The organism is Azonexus caeni, from assembly GCF_048146105.1.
In the GTDB taxonomy this organism is placed as follows: domain Bacteria; phylum Pseudomonadota; class Gammaproteobacteria; order Burkholderiales; family Rhodocyclaceae; genus Azonexus; species Azonexus aromaticus_B.
This window is the reverse complement of record NZ_JBKJAD010000014.1, coordinates 1-15,438: the sequence shown is the minus strand read 5'-3', so window position 1 is coordinate 15,438 and position 15,438 is coordinate 1. Positions and strand designations below refer to the sequence as shown.

Genomic DNA, 15,438 nt, shown 5'->3' with positions numbered 1-15,438 from the left:
AGAACATAGTCATGTGCGGAATCGTTGCTGCCGTTGCCCGGGAAAACATCGTCGATGTGTTGATCGAAGGGCTGAAGAAACTGGAATACCGGGGCTACGACTCGGCCGGCCTGGCCGTTGCCGCCGGGCAGGGCATGCGGCGCCTGCGTGCCGCCGGCCGCGTCGCCGAACTGGAACGCCGGGCCGAAGGGCTGCAGGCGCCGGCCGGCATCGCCCACACGCGCTGGGCGACGCACGGCGTGCCCTGCGAGCGCAACGCCCACCCGCACGTGTCGGGCGGCGTTGCCGTCGTGCATAACGGCATCATCGAGAACCACGAGGCGCTGCGCGTGGAACTACAGGGCCGCGGCTACGCCTTCAGTTCGGATACCGACACCGAGACCATCGCCCACCTGGTCGAGGAAGCGCTGCAGGACGAGCCAGACCTGTTTGCCGCAGTGCGCCGCGCGACCGCCCGGCTGGCCGGCGCCTACGCGATCGCGGTGATCGACGAGCGCGACCGGCGGCGCATCGTCGTTGCCCGCGAAGGTTCGCCGCTGCTGCTCGGCATCGGCGAGCAGGGCGTCTATGCCGCTTCCGACGCGTCGGCGCTGTTGCAGACGACGCGCCGCTTCATCTACCTGGAAAACGGCGATGCCGCGCAGTTGACCGCGGACGGCCTGCACATCGTCGATGCCGCCGGTCAGGCCGTCGAGCGGCCGGTGGTGGTTTCCGAACTCTCGGCCGACGCGGTGGACCTTGGCCAATACCGGCATTACATGCAGAAGGAAATCTTCGAGCAGCCGGCCGCGCTGGCCGACACGCTGGAAATGACCGGGCTGGGCGGGCGCATCGCGCCGGAAGTGCTGGGCGCCGAAGCGCGCGAGGTGCTGGGCGGCATCCGCCGCATCCTGATCCTGGCCTGCGGCACCAGCAGCCATGCCGGTCTGGTTGCCCGCTACTGGCTGGAAGAGATCGCCGGCATCCCGACCAGCGTCGAGATCGCCAGCGAATACCGCTACCGCGAATCGGTCGCCGACCCCGACCAGCTGGTCGTCGCCATTTCGCAATCGGGCGAGACCGCCGATACGCTGGCCGCGCTGCGCCACGCCAAGGCGCAGGGCATGACGCGCACGCTGGCGCTTTGCAACGTGCCGGAATCCGCCATCGTCCGCGAATGCGCATTGCGCTTCATCACCCGCGCCGGCCCGGAAATCGGCGTCGCCTCGACCAAGGCCTTCACCACGCAGCTGGCCGGGCTGTTCCTGCTGACGCTGGTCGTTGCCGCGCAGCGCGGCCGCCTGGGCGAGCAGGAAGAATCCCGCTACCTGCGCGAACTGCGCCACCTGCCGGCGGCCGTGGCCGACGCGCTGAAGCTGGAGCCGGCGATCGCCGACTGGGCCCGCCGCTTCGCCGACAAGCGGCACGCGATCTTCCTGGGGCGCGGCCGGCATTTCCCGATCGCGCTGGAAGGCGCGCTGAAGCTGAAGGAAATTTCCTACATCCATGCCGAAGCCTATGCCGCCGGCGAACTGAAACACGGCCCACTGGCGCTGGTCGACCGCGACATGCCGGTGATTGCCGTGGCCCCGAACGACAGCCTGCTGGAAAAACTGAAATCCAATCTGCAGGAAGTACGGGCGCGCGGCGGCGAACTCTACGTCTTCGCCGATGCGGACAGCCGCATCGAGGAATCGGACGGCGTACACATCCTGCACCTGCCCGAGCATTACGGAGTCCTATCGCCGGTGCTGCATGTCGTGCCGCTGCAACTGCTTTCCTATCATGTCGCGCTGATCAAGGGGACGGATGTCGATAAGCCCCGGAATCTGGCTAAGTCAGTCACGGTAGAGTAATTGGCGGATATTGTATTTTGTTTAAATGTATTTTTACATAACTGGGTTCAAATTTAAAATGGCATCGTGGCTGTTTAATTAATCGATATGGGTAATATGGGATGGGTGATCGAAGTGCAAATTTTTTTGTAATAAATTAAATGTCAGAAAAACGTATTGCAATTAATGCTGCCATTACCTATCTGCGCTTTGTCGTTGCAGCTGGATTAGCTCTCTTTAGCAGCCGTTGGATTCTTAATGCGTTAGGGCACTCTGATTATGGTATTTATAGTCTTGTTGGTGCTGTTATTGTTTTTTTGACGGCTTTAAATAGTTTAATGGCAACCAGCGCGGCCCGTAATTTTGCTTATGCAATCGGGCGGGGTGAAGATTCTGAGCTTAAAAATTGGTTTAATGCGGCAATAGGTATTCATGTAATACTTGCAGTATTGCTTATTGTTGTTGGATGGCCCATTGGTGAGTATGTTATCACTCATGTCTTAACAATTCCTTTTGATCGAATAAACATAAGCACTTGGATATTCAGAATTTCCTTGATTTCGGCGTTTGTCAGCATGTTCTCCGTGCCCTTCATTGCCATGTTCACAGCAAAACAGCAGCTAACCAAGTTAGCGGCATGGGGAATGCTGCAAGCACTTAGCTCTTTCATTCTTGCGTGGTTTTTAATTCATGAGTCCGGTGATCGCCTTTTGTTTTATGCTATAGGGATGGCTTTAATCACGGTGTTTTTTTGTGTTGCACAAATAGTTCATGCTTTGCTGATTTTTGATGAATGCCGTATCAATAGCGGGATCTTTTTAAATCGACATAAGTGCAAGAAACTTTTTTCTTTTGCAACGTGGAATCTTTTTGGCTGGTGCGGTGTGCTATTCCGTGATCAGGGTTCAGCAATTTTGTTGAATGTTTTTTTCGGCCCGAGCGCTAATGCTGCTTATGCGATTGCTAATCAGGTTTCAATGCAGACAAATCAGTTTTCTACAGCTCTAATAGCTGCTTTTTCACCAGCCATTACCACAACTGAAGGAGAAGGGGAGCGAGAGCGGATGCTTTCATTATCGCAGCGCGCAAGTCTAATCGGAACCATACTTGCACTTTTGATGGCAGTTCCGATCATGATTGAGATGGATTCAATTCTAAATTTGTGGTTGGGTTCGCCTCCGCTTGGCGTTGCGAAGTTTTGCCAGTTGATTTTAATTAGCTTCATTATTGATCGGCTTACTAGTGGTCATATGCTGGCCGTTTATGCTCATGGAGAGATTGCTGCATATCAAGTAAGTGTCGGTCTAACAATGATGTCTACTGTATTTATCGGGTGGATTGTTTTTAAAATGGGTTATCCATCCCATAGCATTGGTTTTGTATTAATTTTAACCATCGGCATTGTTTCGGTTTTACGTATAATGTGGGTGAAAGTTCTATTTAATGTTAATTTCTATGTATGGATCAAATCCACCGTGTTCCCGTGCGCAATTGTTGCTCTGGCTGGGGGGGCTTTTGGCATGCTTGTTGTTTTTTTATTCGAGGCTAGTTTTTATAGAATAATTATAACCTTGATTGTTTCCGATATGGCTTCTGTTGTTGTGGTGTGGTTTTTTATTTTAAATAAAAACAACCGAGATAGTGTAATTAAGATTGTTGCCAACTTGGTTTGTAAAATCAAGCATATTTAAGATAACACCCTGTTGATTTAATTTTGTTACTTATTTGAATTTTAGGTTATTATGAGTATTGCTTTGTTTAATCCATCAATTGCGACGGAAAATGTTGGTGATTTAATAATAATAGATTCTGTTCTTCAAGAGCTGAAGAGGATTTTTCCTAGTGAGGGCGTGGTTGGTTTGCCAACGCAGGATATTATAGGGGCAGTGAGCAAACGTGTTGCTGCGAGGGCAAATCACCGAATCGTTGGGGGGACTAATTTGCTTTCCTCTCATATGCTTAGATATAAGCAGTGGAAAATAAACTTATTGGATACTCTTGGCTTAAGAGATGTGACGTTGATGGGGGTTGGGTGGTGGCAATATCAAAATTCACCTGATATTTATACGAAAACAGTTCTTCGTCGTGTGCTATCCTCAAAAAAAATTCACTCAGTTCGCGATGAGTACACTAAATCAAAATTGGTAACTATTGGAATAAATAATGTTATAAACACTGGATGCCCTACAATGTGGAATTTGACACCAGATCATTGTATTAAAATTCCGACCGTGAAAGCTGAAAGTGTTGTCCTAACCTTGACTGATTACTACAAATCACCTGAAAACGATCGACAGTTGATTAATCTGGCCAAAAAGCTATACCGGCGTGTGTATTTTTGGCCACAAGGTTCAGGTGATCTTGATTACCTTCATGCGCTGGGGGCGTCCGATATTAAAACTATTCCTGCAACACTTGATGCATTTAATGTTTTATTAGAATCAGAAAACTCTCTTGATTTTGTTGGTACTCGTCTTCACGGTGGCGTTAGGGCACTTCAAAAACTACGCCGAGCTTTGATTCTTGCAGTAGATAATCGCGCGCGTGAAATTTCAAAAGATACTTTTTTGCCTGTTCTTGAGCGAAATGACTTTTCTGGAATAGAGAAGTGGATAACGAACCCATTGCCGATTCGTTTAAAAATAAATTTTGACGCAATCGAAGCATGGCGCAAGCAGTCAAGCTTTATCTGATATGAAAATTCTTTGGGTTGTTAATACTATTTTCCCTGATGCAGCGATTCATCTTGGGATGGAACCATCTGTATTTGGTGGCTGGATGTATGGCTTGGCTAGAGATTTGGTTAATTCCGAAGATGTTGATCTGGCCGTAGCTACCATCTTTCCTGGCGCGGAGTTCCAGTCATTCAGCGTGAATGGTATTCGTTATTATCTTATTCCTCAGCAATGCGGGAACGCCAAGTTGAAGGATAGCTGGCTTAAAATTATCTCTGATTTCACGCCCGACCTTGTTCATATTCACGGGACAGAATTTGGCCACGGAATGGTGCTGATGAATGCCTGTTCAAGTTTAAAATATGTTGTATCAATACAAGGCCTAGTATCTGTTTGCCACCGATATTTCTTGGCTGGTTTGAGTGTATGGGATGTGCTGGGAAATATTACGTTCCGAGATGTCGTCCGCTGGAACACGCTCTTCCATGCGAAGCACGATTTCTATAAGCGTGGTCAGGTTGAGCAAGAATACATTCGCCGTGCCAATGCGGTCATTGGCCGTACGGACTGGGATCGAGCCCATGCTCTGGCTATCAATCCGAAGGTGTCTTATCATTTTTGTAACGAGTCTTTGCGAGACGAGTTTTACTGTGGAGAAAAGTGGTCACTGGGCAGCTGCAGGCATCATTCCATCTTCCTGAGCCAGGCGGCTTATCCAATCAAGGGCATGCATCAGGTGCTTAAGGCGGTTGCACTGCTTAAGGATAGCTATCCGGACATTTTGGTCGAGGTGGCAGGTTATGACATCACCAATGCCGCAACACTCAAATCCCGCCTTAAGCGTAGCGGCTACGGTCGCTATATCGCCTCAATGATCAGGCAATATGGCCTAGAGAAGCATGTGAAATTCCTTGGCCCGTTGCGAGCAGATGAGATGAAAAAAGCCTACCTACGTTCCAATATTTTCGTATGTCCATCAAGTATTGAAAATAGCCCAAATTCACTTGGCGAAGCCCAAATTCTTGGGGTGCCTTGCATTGCCGCTTATTGCGGAGGAGTTCCCTCTATGGTGGAAAATGGGAAAGGTGCTGTGCTCTACCAGTTTGATGAATATGAAATGCTTTCTTTTATTATTAATAAAGTTTTTTCAGAAATTAAATTTGCTGTATGTTTATCTGAAAATGGGGCGGCGGAGGCTGCTGTTAGACATAATAGGTTAAATAATTTGTTTAACCTTAAAAAGGTGTACTCAGAGTTTCTAGATGACTAATTTAATGTTTTGTTGGACGGGGTGTTTTATCTATAATTTAAATTATGACTGATTGATTTTTGGTTTTTACTAAATTTTCATTGGTCTGGTCCAATGTTTTGTTATGAACGAACAAAGTAATTGTATTTATTTTGAGTCTCGGCATGATTGATTATGATAACCGAAGTTTGCGCCACATATTTTGTTATATATTTTCATTTGTTTCTATAGTTGTATCTGATGATGTTTTCTTTTTTGGAACCATTAAAGATGGTGAATCTTTAATGGCTCTAAAGTATTCAATATACTTATTTCTTTCTCTTTGGTTTGTGTTTCGGCAGGTGAAGCAGAAACTGGATCTCAACTTAATTCTGATTTTGATTTTTATTTTTTCGTCTTTGCTGGCGACACAATTGGTAAATAATGATTTTTCATTTGGATATTATTATCAATTCCTCATATTTTTGCTGGCGGCTTTCATAGTGCGTGAGTGTAATTTTGAAGTTTTCTTAATAAGTGCGAAAAAAATAATTTTTTGGCTCGGTGTTCTTTCTCTAATTATTTACTTCTTGAATATGGGTTTTTCTGGTTTTTTTGACTGGGCGCCAGTTGTTGTAAATCGTGCAGATGTCCCCGTAAAAAATCTGTACGTTGGATATGTTTATGTTGATGAAAGTATTAAGAGGAACTCCAGTATATTTAGAGAGCCAGGGGTTTTTGCTGTTTATATTTTTTTTGCGCTTCTTGTGGAAATATTTATCGAAAAAAAGTTAAGCTTGCCAAGAGTTTTTGTTTTTCTTTGTATGATGATGACAACATATTCTACATCGGGTATTATATGTTCGTTTTTATTAATGTTTTTTTCGTTTAAGGCGATTTTTTCCAAAACGAAATATGGGGTTTTTGTCTATCTAATTATTACTCTTGCTTTGGTGTCATCTTTGTTTGTTCAGGATTTAAATGGTGCGGTGTTTCATAAACTCCAATCTGATTCTGATGCATACGGTAGTACGATTTCAAGGACCGCCTCGTTGGTTGTTCCTTTTTTTATTTCTTTGTCAAATCCATTTTTTGGAGTTGGTTTAAATGAGTACTCTATATTGTTTAGGAGTATTTCGCAGGATATTTTTGGTGTTTATCTGAATTCAGATGGCCAGTCCACTAATACATATATGGCGATTGCCGCCAATTACGGCTGGCTATTGGGTATGTTGTTTTTTTATTTGACATATAAGATTTCTCGGCGGCTTACTGTGGACAATGTAAGCGCCTTTTATGTTTCTATATTGTTTATTCTTATCTTGAGCAGTCAGGATCTTCGCTATTCGTTATTCGTTTTGTCATTGCTAATGTTTGGGTGTGTTCGCGGAAATAAAGTTTTTTATCGTTAATGAGCAGATCTGTTTAATTTGAATTTGCTGATCGTTTTTTAAACGCGCTTCGGAAATACCTTATGGTAAAAAATAATTGCGGAATTTTGTTTGTTGGGGCATTTGATCTGCTTGATGATAATAATATTGCTGCATCGGCTGCTGGTAATCAAGTTCAATTGGAAATTCTTGATTGTTTGGAAAATATTGGGGCTGTTTTTTCAAATAAAGATGTGCAATCTGTTTCCTTGAAACAAATCAGGACGTGGCCTTTTGGTCCTTTTTTATGGCCGGGGTTTCGTGGGCCACGTTTATACATGCCGCCATTTATTAATTTGGCTGGCCTTAAGCGGTTTTTATTTTCTTTTTTTTTGTTTTTTTTATTGCTACTCAGACGGCCGGATGTTATTTTTAAATACAATATAACCGCCGTTGAAGCGTTTGCTTTGCTGATTTATAGAAAAATTAATAGATCGGCAGTTCTTGTTGCGATTATTCAGGATGTTCATTATTCTAAAAATAATTCTTTTGGGATAAGAAATTTTCTTGAACTTTTGGCAATGAAGCTTGTTTCAAAATTCGATATTTTGATACCAATTTCAGAAAAAATTGGGATCGATTTCTCGTTTTCTCCTAATAAGACACGAGTTTTCAGAGGGGGGTTGACGCGGCAGGGGAGGTGTTTGCTTTCAGGGAGGGGCGATGATATTTCGCATTACGCAGTATTTGCCGGTGCCCTCGTTCCCTACAACGGAATCGATGTGCTGATTAGAAAGTGGACTTCTGAAAATATTGATATGGACCTTCACATCTTTGGTAAAGGAGTTTCGGAATCGGCGGTCCGTGACGCTGCCTCTAAGAATCCAAGGATAATTTTTCATGGCTTCAGGCCAGAAGAAGAGATTTCACATTGGCAAAAAAAGGCGCTAATTAATTTCTGTCTTCGATATTCGGAAGGGATCGAGGCGGGGTATTTTTTCCCATCGAAGCTTTACAACATAATTTGCGCCCCTGGGGCCGTGGTTGCCAACAATTTCGAGGGGTTTCCCAGCGAACTGAGCAACTCGTGTCTGATGTTAGCAGATGACCTTTCTGATTTTTCACAAAAAATCGAAAAGGCCAGGAATAGCACTGAGCTGATTTCTATGCGGAATAGTCGACGTAAATGGATCGAAGAGAACGGTAATTGGAATTCTGTCGTGCGCGAGATTTTCGAGGGGCTATCATTGAAAAGTCGGAGAGGTTGATATGAAGCGCCTTCTTGTACTTGTGCCAGGATATTTGCCAGGCTTCAAAAGTGGCGGACCTGTGCGTACGATCGCCAATATGGTTGAAGCATTGGGCGACGAATTTGATTTTAGCGTAGTGTGCCTGGATCGCGATCTTGGTGATAACGCTTCATATGATTCAATTTGCGTTGGAAAATGGAATCAAGTCGGTAAAGCGAAGGTTTTTTACATCCGGACTGGCTTGCTTGGTGTTTTTGATCTTCTAAAGATATTGCGTAATTATAAGTTTGACTTGATTCATTTAAATAGTTTTTTGTCATTTAAGTTTAGTATTTTACCCGTCATTGTTAATAATATTTTTGGGTTGCGCGTTCCTATTATTCTTGGACCGCGTGGGGAGTTTTCTGAAGGTGCTCTTGCTTTTAAATCTGCAAAGAAAAATATATTTATAAGTCTTGTTAAGAAAATTGGCTTGTATCGTAATATTGTTTGGCATGCTTCAAGTGCTTACGAAGCAGCGGATATTCGACGGGTTATGGGCGATTGTGTGTCTATAAAGCAGGCTATTGATATCGCGAAATTTGAAGATAAAATTAAATTTTCAGAGCGATCAGAAGGATTTCCGCTTAAGGTTGTATTTATTTCGAGGATCTCTCCAAAAAAAAATCTGCTTGGCTCCTTGCAGGTTTTAAGTGCAGTTCATAGTGATATTATTTTTGATGTGTACGGGCCGATCGAGGATATTGCGTACTGGGAAGAGTGTATGCGCTTTACTGCTAACCTTCCATTAAATATAAAATTTAAATATTCCGGGTTGTTAGCTCCAAGTGATGTGGTGGAAACACTTTCGAAATATGATCTATTTTTTTTCCCAACATTAGGCGAGAATTTTGGACACGTCATCGCCGAAGCATTTTTTGCTGGTTTGCCAGTTTTGATCAGCGATACTACCCCTTGGAGAAACCTTTATGAAAAAGGTGTTGGGTGGGATGTCTCATTAGGAAAAACACAAATTTTTGTTGAATGTATCGAAGATTGCTGCCAAAAATCCCCGAGCGAGTACAGCGCGTGGCGCTCAAAAATTCGCGATTGGGCAGTTCAAAATATAAGTAATGAAGAGGCTATTGAGGAAAGCCGGCGACTTTTTAATTAGGTTGTTGTTTCTCAAGAAAATAATTTCAATTTTATTAAAATCGTTGTTTTCCCTCTGGGGCTCTGTTTTTATTTTAAACTGAACGCGGAATAATTTAAATGTCTGATGCATTTGGAAATAAAATACTTCTTATTACTGGTGGTACTGGATCCTTTGGCAACGCAGTCCTACGACGTTTCCTTGATGCTGAGATTGCCGAGATCCGTATCTTTAGCCGGGACGAGAAAAAGCAGGACGACATGCGCAAGCGTTACAACAACGCCAAGCTGAAGTTCTACATTGGCGACGTTCGCGATCCGCACAGCGTTGCCCAGGCGATGCGAGGTGTCGATTACGTTTTCCACGCCGCCGCGTTGAAGCAGGTTCCGTCCTGCGAATTCCACCCGATGCAGGCAGTGCGTACCAATGTGCTGGGTACCGAGAACGTTCTGACGGCTGCCGTTGATGCAGGCGTCAAGCGAGTGGTCTGCCTGAGTACCGACAAGGCGGTTTACCCGATCAACGCGATGGGCATTTCCAAGGCGATGATGGAAAAGGTCATGGTTGCTTCCAGCCGCAACCTGGAAGGCACGGGGACGGTGATTTGCGGTACCCGCTACGGCAACGTGATGGCTTCCCGCGGTTCCGTGATTCCGCTGTTCGTCGACCAGGTGCGCAATGGCCAGCCGATCACGATCACCGATCCGACGATGACCCGCTTCATGATGACGCTGGCCGATGCGGTTGATCTCGTCCTGTACGCTTTCGAACACGGCAACAATGGCGACATCTTCGTGCAGAAGGCGCCGGCGGCTACGGTGGATGTCCTGGCTCGCGCTGTTCTCGAACTGATGGGCAAGCCGGAACATCCGGTGAATGTCATGGGTACCCGCCACGGCGAGAAGCTTTACGAAGCGCTGCTGAGCCGCGAGGAAATGGCTTGTGCGGAAGATATGGGTGATTATTTCCGCGTGCCGCCGGACGGTCGCGATCTGAATTACTCGAAGTACGTGGATCAAGGCGAACAACGCCTGACGCAGACGGCGCACGGCGAGGACTACAACTCGCACAACACGACCCGGCTCGATGTCGAGGGGATGAAGAAGTTGCTGTTGAAGCTCGATTTCATGCAGAAGATTGCCCGCGGCGAGTACGCGGTTGCCGAGGAGTAATCCGATGAAGGTGCTGATCACTGGGGCGGCCGGCTTTGTCGGTCGGAACCTGCAGTTGTTCCTGGCGGAACGCAAGGATGTCGAGGTGGTGTCATTCGAACGCGATGACAGCCTGGATGACCTGCCGTCCAAATTGGCCGGTGTCGATTTCGTGTTTCATCTGGCCGGCGTCAATCGCCCGCAGGATCCGCAGGAGTTCGTGACCGGCAATACCGACCTGACGTCGGTGCTGTGCGAAGCGGTCGGCCGTGCGGTGCGGGAAGGCGGCAAGGCGATCCCGGTGATTTACACCTCGTCGATCCAGGCGGATCGCGACAACCCTTACGGGCAGAGCAAGCTGGGGGCCGAGCAGGTCTTGCGCAGCGCCGGCCAGACGTTCGGTTTTCCGGTTTATCTCTTCCGTCTGCCGAATGTTTTCGGCAAGTGGTGCCGGCCAAACTACAACTCGGCGGTGGCTACTTTCTGCCACAACATCGCCCGCGATCTGCCGATCCAGGTCAATGACCCGGCTGCGCCTGTCACCCTGGTTTATATCGACGATGTCGTCTCCCGTTTCATCCAGTTGATGGACGGCGCCGATCCGCAGTTCACGCCGGAGGGCTTTGTCACGGTGGCACCGCAGTACCCGACGACGGTTGGCGAGCTGGCCGGACTGATCCGCTCCTTCCGGGAAAGCCGCAATACGCTGATTACCGAGCGTGTCGGCACGGGCCTGGTGCGCGCCCTGTATTCCACCTATGTCAGCTATTTGCCGAAGGAGGCGTTTGCCTACCCGGTGACGCAACATGGCGACGCGCGGGGTGTCTTCGTCGAAATGCTGAAAACGCCGGATTGCGGCCAGTTTTCTTTCTTCACGGCACATCCGGGAATCACCCGCGGTGGGCACTATCACCACACGAAGACCGAGAAGTTCCTGGTCATCAAGGGCAAGGCGCGCTTCAAGTTCCGTCACATGCAGAGCGGTGAGTGCTACGAACTTTTTACCTCCGGTGAGAAGTCGGAGATCGTCGAAACGGTTCCCGGCTGGACCCACGACATTACCAATGTCGGCGATGACGAGATGGTCGTCATGCTTTGGGCCAACGAAATCTTCGACCGCGAGCATCCGGATACTTTTGCCGCGCCGCTCTGAACAAATCACTTTTCGAACGTACAACGATGAAAAAACTCAAAGTCATGACCGTGGTCGGTACCCGGCCGGAAATCATTCGCCTGTCGCGTGTGCTGGCGCGCCTCGACGAGCATTGCGAGCACGTGCTGGTGCATACCGGGCAGAATTACGATTACGAGCTGAATCAGGTTTTCTTCGACGATCTGGGCGTGCGTAAGCCGGATCATTTCCTGAATAGCGCGAGCGGTAGCAGCGGCGCGGCGCATACGATCGGGAACCTGATCATCGCCGTGGACCAGGTGCTAGCGACCGAGAACCCGGAAGCGATGCTGGTGCTGGGCGATACCAATAGCTGCCTGGCGGTGATCCCGGCCAAGCGGCGCAAGATCCCGATTTTCCACATGGAAGCCGGCAATCGTTGTTTCGACCTGCGCGTGCCCGAGGAAACCAACCGTCGTATCGTCGACCACACGGCCGACATCAACCTGACCTACAGCACCATCGCCCGCGACTACCTGCTGCGCGAAGGTCTGGCGCCCGACCAGGTGATCAAGACCGGCAGCCCGATGTTCGAAGTCCTGAATCACTACCGGCCGCGGATCGAGGCGTCGGATGTGCTGCAGCGCCTGGAGCTGCAGCCGGAAGGCTACTTCGTGGTCAGTGCCCACCGCGAAGAGAACATCGAATCGGAACGCTGCTTCTCCAAGCTGGTTGCGGTGCTCAACGCGGTAGCGGAAGACTACAACCTGCCGGTCATCGTTTCGACGCATCCGCGGACGCAAAAGCGCGTCGATGCAACGGGCGCCAAGTTCCACCCGATGGTGCGCCTGCTCAAGCCGCTGGGCTTCCACGATTACGTCAAGCTGCAGCTTTCGGCCAAGGCGGTGTTGTCGGATAGCGGAACGATCAACGAGGAATCGTCGATCCTCAATTTCCCCGCGCTCAACCTGCGCGAAGCCCATGAACGCCCGGAAGGCATGGAAGAGGCCGCCGTGATGATGGTGGGCCTGGAAGTCGAGCGCGTCCGCCAGGGGCTGTCCATCCTCCAGACACAGCCGCGCGGCGAAACCCGCGGCCTGCGCCTGGTCGCGGACTACAGCATGCCCAATGTCTCCGACAAGGTGCTGCGCATCATCCACAGCTATACCGATTACGTGAATCGGGTGGTCTGGAAGCGGTACTGAAAAGGTGCGCGTTCTGTTGCTGACCCAATGGTTCGATCCGGAACCCGTTCCCAAAGGCTTGGCTTTTGCGCGAGAACTGGTGCGCCAAGGGTGTGAGGTTGAGGTGGTGACGGGTTTCCCGAATTACCCGGGAGGCAAGCTATATCCAGGTTATCGTGTTCGAGCGATTCAGCGGGAGGAAATCGATGGCGTGAGAATCACCCGGGTGCCGCTTTATCCGAGCCATGATTCTTCTGCTATCCGACGCATTGCCAATTACCTGAGTTTTTCAGCTTCCCTGTTGTTCTATACCCTCTTCGGAGCACGTCGGGCTGACGTGATTTATGCCTATCATCCGCCGTTAACTGTCGGGGTTGCTGCGGGCATTGTCAGGTTGCTTCGGCGTATTCCGGTGGTTTACGACATCCAGGATATGTGGCCTGACAGCTTGCGAGCATCAGGTATGTTGGGCAACGAGAAAATTCTTGCGGTGGTGGAGAGAGTCTGCCAGTGGGTTTACCGAACGGTGGACAAAATCGTCGTGCTATCTCCGGGGTTCCGGAATCTCCTGACCAGCCGTGGTGTTGACGAGCGAAAAATCGAGGTGATCTATAACTGGTGCGATGAGTCGTCAATATTCAACGCGGCGGAAATTGGCGAACGTACTAGCATCCTGCCCGAGGGTTTTAACATCTTGTTTGCCGGGACGATGGGCAAGGGGCAAGGGCTGGCATCCGTGCTAAGAGCTGCTGAAATCGTTAGGGATATGGCCCCCAAGATTCGTTTTGTTTTTCTGGGAAGCGGTACCGAATGCGAGTTGCTCAAAGAACAGGCCCAAAGCAGTGGGCTTGAGAATGTACTTTTCCTGCCACGCGTGCCGATGGCGGAAGTCGGCGCGGTGTTGCAGGCTGCGGATGCCCTGCTGGTTCATCTGAAGGACGACGAGCTTTATCACATTACGATTCCATCCAAGACGCAGGCTTACATGGCGGCAGGGAAACCAGTCCTGATGGCGGTGAGCGGTGACGCTGCAGATTTGGTCAATGTTGCAGGATGCGGACTGACAGCGCTTTCCGAGAATCCGGATTCCATTGCTGAAGCAGCAATGGCGCTCGCAAAAATGTCGAGCAGTGAACTGGCAGCAATGGGCAAGCTCGGACAGGATTATTACTGGCGGGAGTTATCCCTCTCGGCAGGTGTAGCGCGTTTTAAGCGAATTTTTTCAGGTATTGCCCGAGACCGCCGTTGATATGCGGGTTTGAAAGGAAGAGGGAACATGACGATTCTCGTATTGGCGCCACATGCCGACGATGAGGTTTTGGGCATGGGGGGAACTATCGCCCGCTTTGCGAATCAGGGAAAAAGAGTTGTTGTCGCTGTCTTGACCGGGCATGGGGAGGATAAGCATCCTCTTTGGGAACCGGCAATGTGGGACCGCATTCGTGGGGAGGCAAAGGAAGCTTGTGCTGGGCTCGGAGTAGCGGATTTGCTTTTTCGAGAGCTGCCAGCAGCTTGTCTGGATAACGTGCCGGCTTGGCGAATCAATCAGGTTGTGACCAGCGTTCTGAAAGAGGTTCAACCCGAAGAGGTCTACATACCGTTTTCTCACGATTTGCATCAAGATCACCATGCGATTGCATACGCCGCGACTGTCGCATGTCGGCCATATCTCGAAATGGGGCGTCAAGTCAAGCGGGTTTTGGCTTATGAGACGCTGTCCGAGACCCACCTTGCTCCTCCCTATCTTGTGCCTCCATTTCAACCGAATGTCTTCGTTGATATTTCCGATTCTTTGGAAAAAAAGCTCGATGCGATGAGGCGCTATGCTTCCCAACTTCAAGCCGATCATCTGCCGCGTTCAATTGAGGCGTTGCGGGCCTTGGCACGTGTTCGCGGTACCCATATCGGTGTTGAAGCGGCAGAAGCTTTCGTTTTGCTAAGGGAGAGCATTTAATGCGCAACGGTTTTTGGGGGAAGTTCGGTAAGCGCGCTTGCGATCTAGCGCTGGCGCTTGGGATCGTTTTGCTTCTTTGGCCATTGTTGCTTGTCGTAGCTATATTGGTTCGTTTGAAACTCGGATCGCCGGTGATCTTTTCGCAAACTCGCCTTGGTCGAGGTGCCACAGAATTCAGGTTGTACAAGTTCCGCTCGATGACCGATGCTCGTGGTCCGGATGGAGAGCTTTTGCCGGATGAAGTCAGGCTGACACGCTTCGGACGCTTGTTGCGCAGTACGAGTCTCGATGAACTTCCGCAGATTGTTAACATCCTGAAGGGAGAAATGAGTTTTATCGGTCCCCGAGCAACGCTTCCGGCGTACAAATCACAACTACTTGAAAAATATCCGGAGAGATTTGAAGCGGTTCCTGGAATTACCAGTCTTCCTGCGATTCGGGGCAGGGCCTTTGCACTCGAACATCATAATGGTTGAATTCCGAGGATGCTGCGCATGATGGACTCGTCCCAATTGGCGAACTTGCGCTTCTGGCGCTTGCTGAGTTTCTTTTTGGTGAACGAAGGTTGT

At 49.1% G+C, this 15,438-nt stretch carries 13 protein-coding genes; all 13 read left to right on the top strand.

All coding sequences use genetic code 11. The annotated features are described in order from the left end of the window. Nucleotides 1-11: 11 nt before the first annotated feature. The 13 genes from glmS to ACLIIZ_RS13425 all read left to right on the top strand — a co-directional run bounded on the left by glmS (nucleotide 12) and on the right by ACLIIZ_RS13425 (nucleotide 15,345). Entirely contained in the window at nucleotides 12-1,835 is a 1,824-nt protein-coding gene (gene glmS / locus ACLIIZ_RS13485) for a glutamine--fructose-6-phosphate transaminase (isomerizing) (protein ID WP_416692925.1), read from the top strand. 140 nt (nucleotides 1,836-1,975) lie between these two features. Continuing rightward, a complete protein-coding gene (locus tag ACLIIZ_RS13480; protein WP_416692924.1) occupies nucleotides 1,976-3,505 on the top strand; it encodes an MATE family efflux transporter in 1,530 nt (509 codons plus the stop codon). Between the two features lie 51 nt (nucleotides 3,506-3,556). After that, nucleotides 3,557-4,507, top strand: coding sequence for a polysaccharide pyruvyl transferase family protein (locus ACLIIZ_RS13475; RefSeq protein ID WP_416692922.1), 951 nt, complete (start codon nucleotides 3,557-3,559; stop codon nucleotides 4,505-4,507). Further along, complete coding sequence (locus tag ACLIIZ_RS13470; RefSeq protein WP_416692921.1) at nucleotides 4,464-5,759, top strand: glycosyltransferase family 4 protein; 1,296 nt, start codon at nucleotides 4,464-4,466, stop codon at nucleotides 5,757-5,759. The genes ACLIIZ_RS13475 and ACLIIZ_RS13470 overlap by 44 nt, the downstream gene beginning before the upstream one ends. Nucleotides 5,760-5,902: 143 nt before the next feature. Next, the gene (locus tag ACLIIZ_RS13465) at nucleotides 5,903-7,129 is read left to right on the top strand and encodes an O-antigen ligase family protein (RefSeq protein WP_416692919.1); all 1,227 of its coding nucleotides are present in this window, start codon (nucleotides 5,903-5,905) and stop codon (nucleotides 7,127-7,129) included. Nucleotides 7,130-7,191: 62 nt separating this feature from the next. Continuing rightward, nucleotides 7,192-8,355, top strand: coding sequence for a glycosyltransferase (locus ACLIIZ_RS13460; protein WP_416692917.1), 1,164 nt, complete (start codon nucleotides 7,192-7,194; stop codon nucleotides 8,353-8,355). 1 nt (nucleotide 8,356) lies between these two features. After that, on the top strand, nucleotides 8,357-9,490 hold the full coding sequence (locus ACLIIZ_RS13455) for a glycosyltransferase family 4 protein (protein ID WP_416692915.1): 1,134 nt from the start codon (nucleotides 8,357-8,359) through the stop codon (nucleotides 9,488-9,490). 98 nt (nucleotides 9,491-9,588) lie between these two features. Beyond that, nucleotides 9,589-10,641, top strand: a complete 1,053-nt coding sequence (locus ACLIIZ_RS13450; RefSeq protein ID WP_416692913.1) for a polysaccharide biosynthesis protein — start codon at nucleotides 9,589-9,591, stop codon at nucleotides 10,639-10,641. Between the two features lie 4 nt (nucleotides 10,642-10,645). Further along, nucleotides 10,646-11,773 (top strand): UDP-2-acetamido-2,6-beta-L-arabino-hexul-4-ose reductase, encoded by a 1,128-nt coding sequence (gene wbjC, locus ACLIIZ_RS13445; protein WP_416692912.1) that lies wholly within the window; start codon nucleotides 10,646-10,648, stop codon nucleotides 11,771-11,773. Between the two features lie 26 nt (nucleotides 11,774-11,799). Next, nucleotides 11,800-12,936 (top strand): non-hydrolyzing UDP-N-acetylglucosamine 2-epimerase, encoded by a 1,137-nt coding sequence (gene wecB, locus ACLIIZ_RS13440; RefSeq protein ID WP_416692910.1) that lies wholly within the window; start codon nucleotides 11,800-11,802, stop codon nucleotides 12,934-12,936. 16 nt (nucleotides 12,937-12,952) lie between these two features. After that, nucleotides 12,953-14,164 (top strand): glycosyltransferase family 4 protein, encoded by a 1,212-nt coding sequence (locus ACLIIZ_RS13435; RefSeq protein WP_416692908.1) that lies wholly within the window; start codon nucleotides 12,953-12,955, stop codon nucleotides 14,162-14,164. A gap of 27 nt (nucleotides 14,165-14,191) precedes the next feature. Continuing rightward, a complete protein-coding gene (locus tag ACLIIZ_RS13430; protein WP_416692906.1) occupies nucleotides 14,192-14,869 on the top strand; it encodes a PIG-L deacetylase family protein in 678 nt (225 codons plus the stop codon). Continuing rightward, nucleotides 14,869-15,345 carry a sugar transferase gene (locus ACLIIZ_RS13425; RefSeq protein ID WP_416692904.1) on the top strand — a complete coding sequence of 159 codons (477 nt, stop codon included), beginning with the start codon at nucleotides 14,869-14,871 and terminating at the stop codon, nucleotides 15,343-15,345. Before ACLIIZ_RS13430 ends, ACLIIZ_RS13425 begins: the two co-directional genes overlap by 1 nt. Nucleotides 15,346-15,438 lie beyond the last annotated feature (93 nt).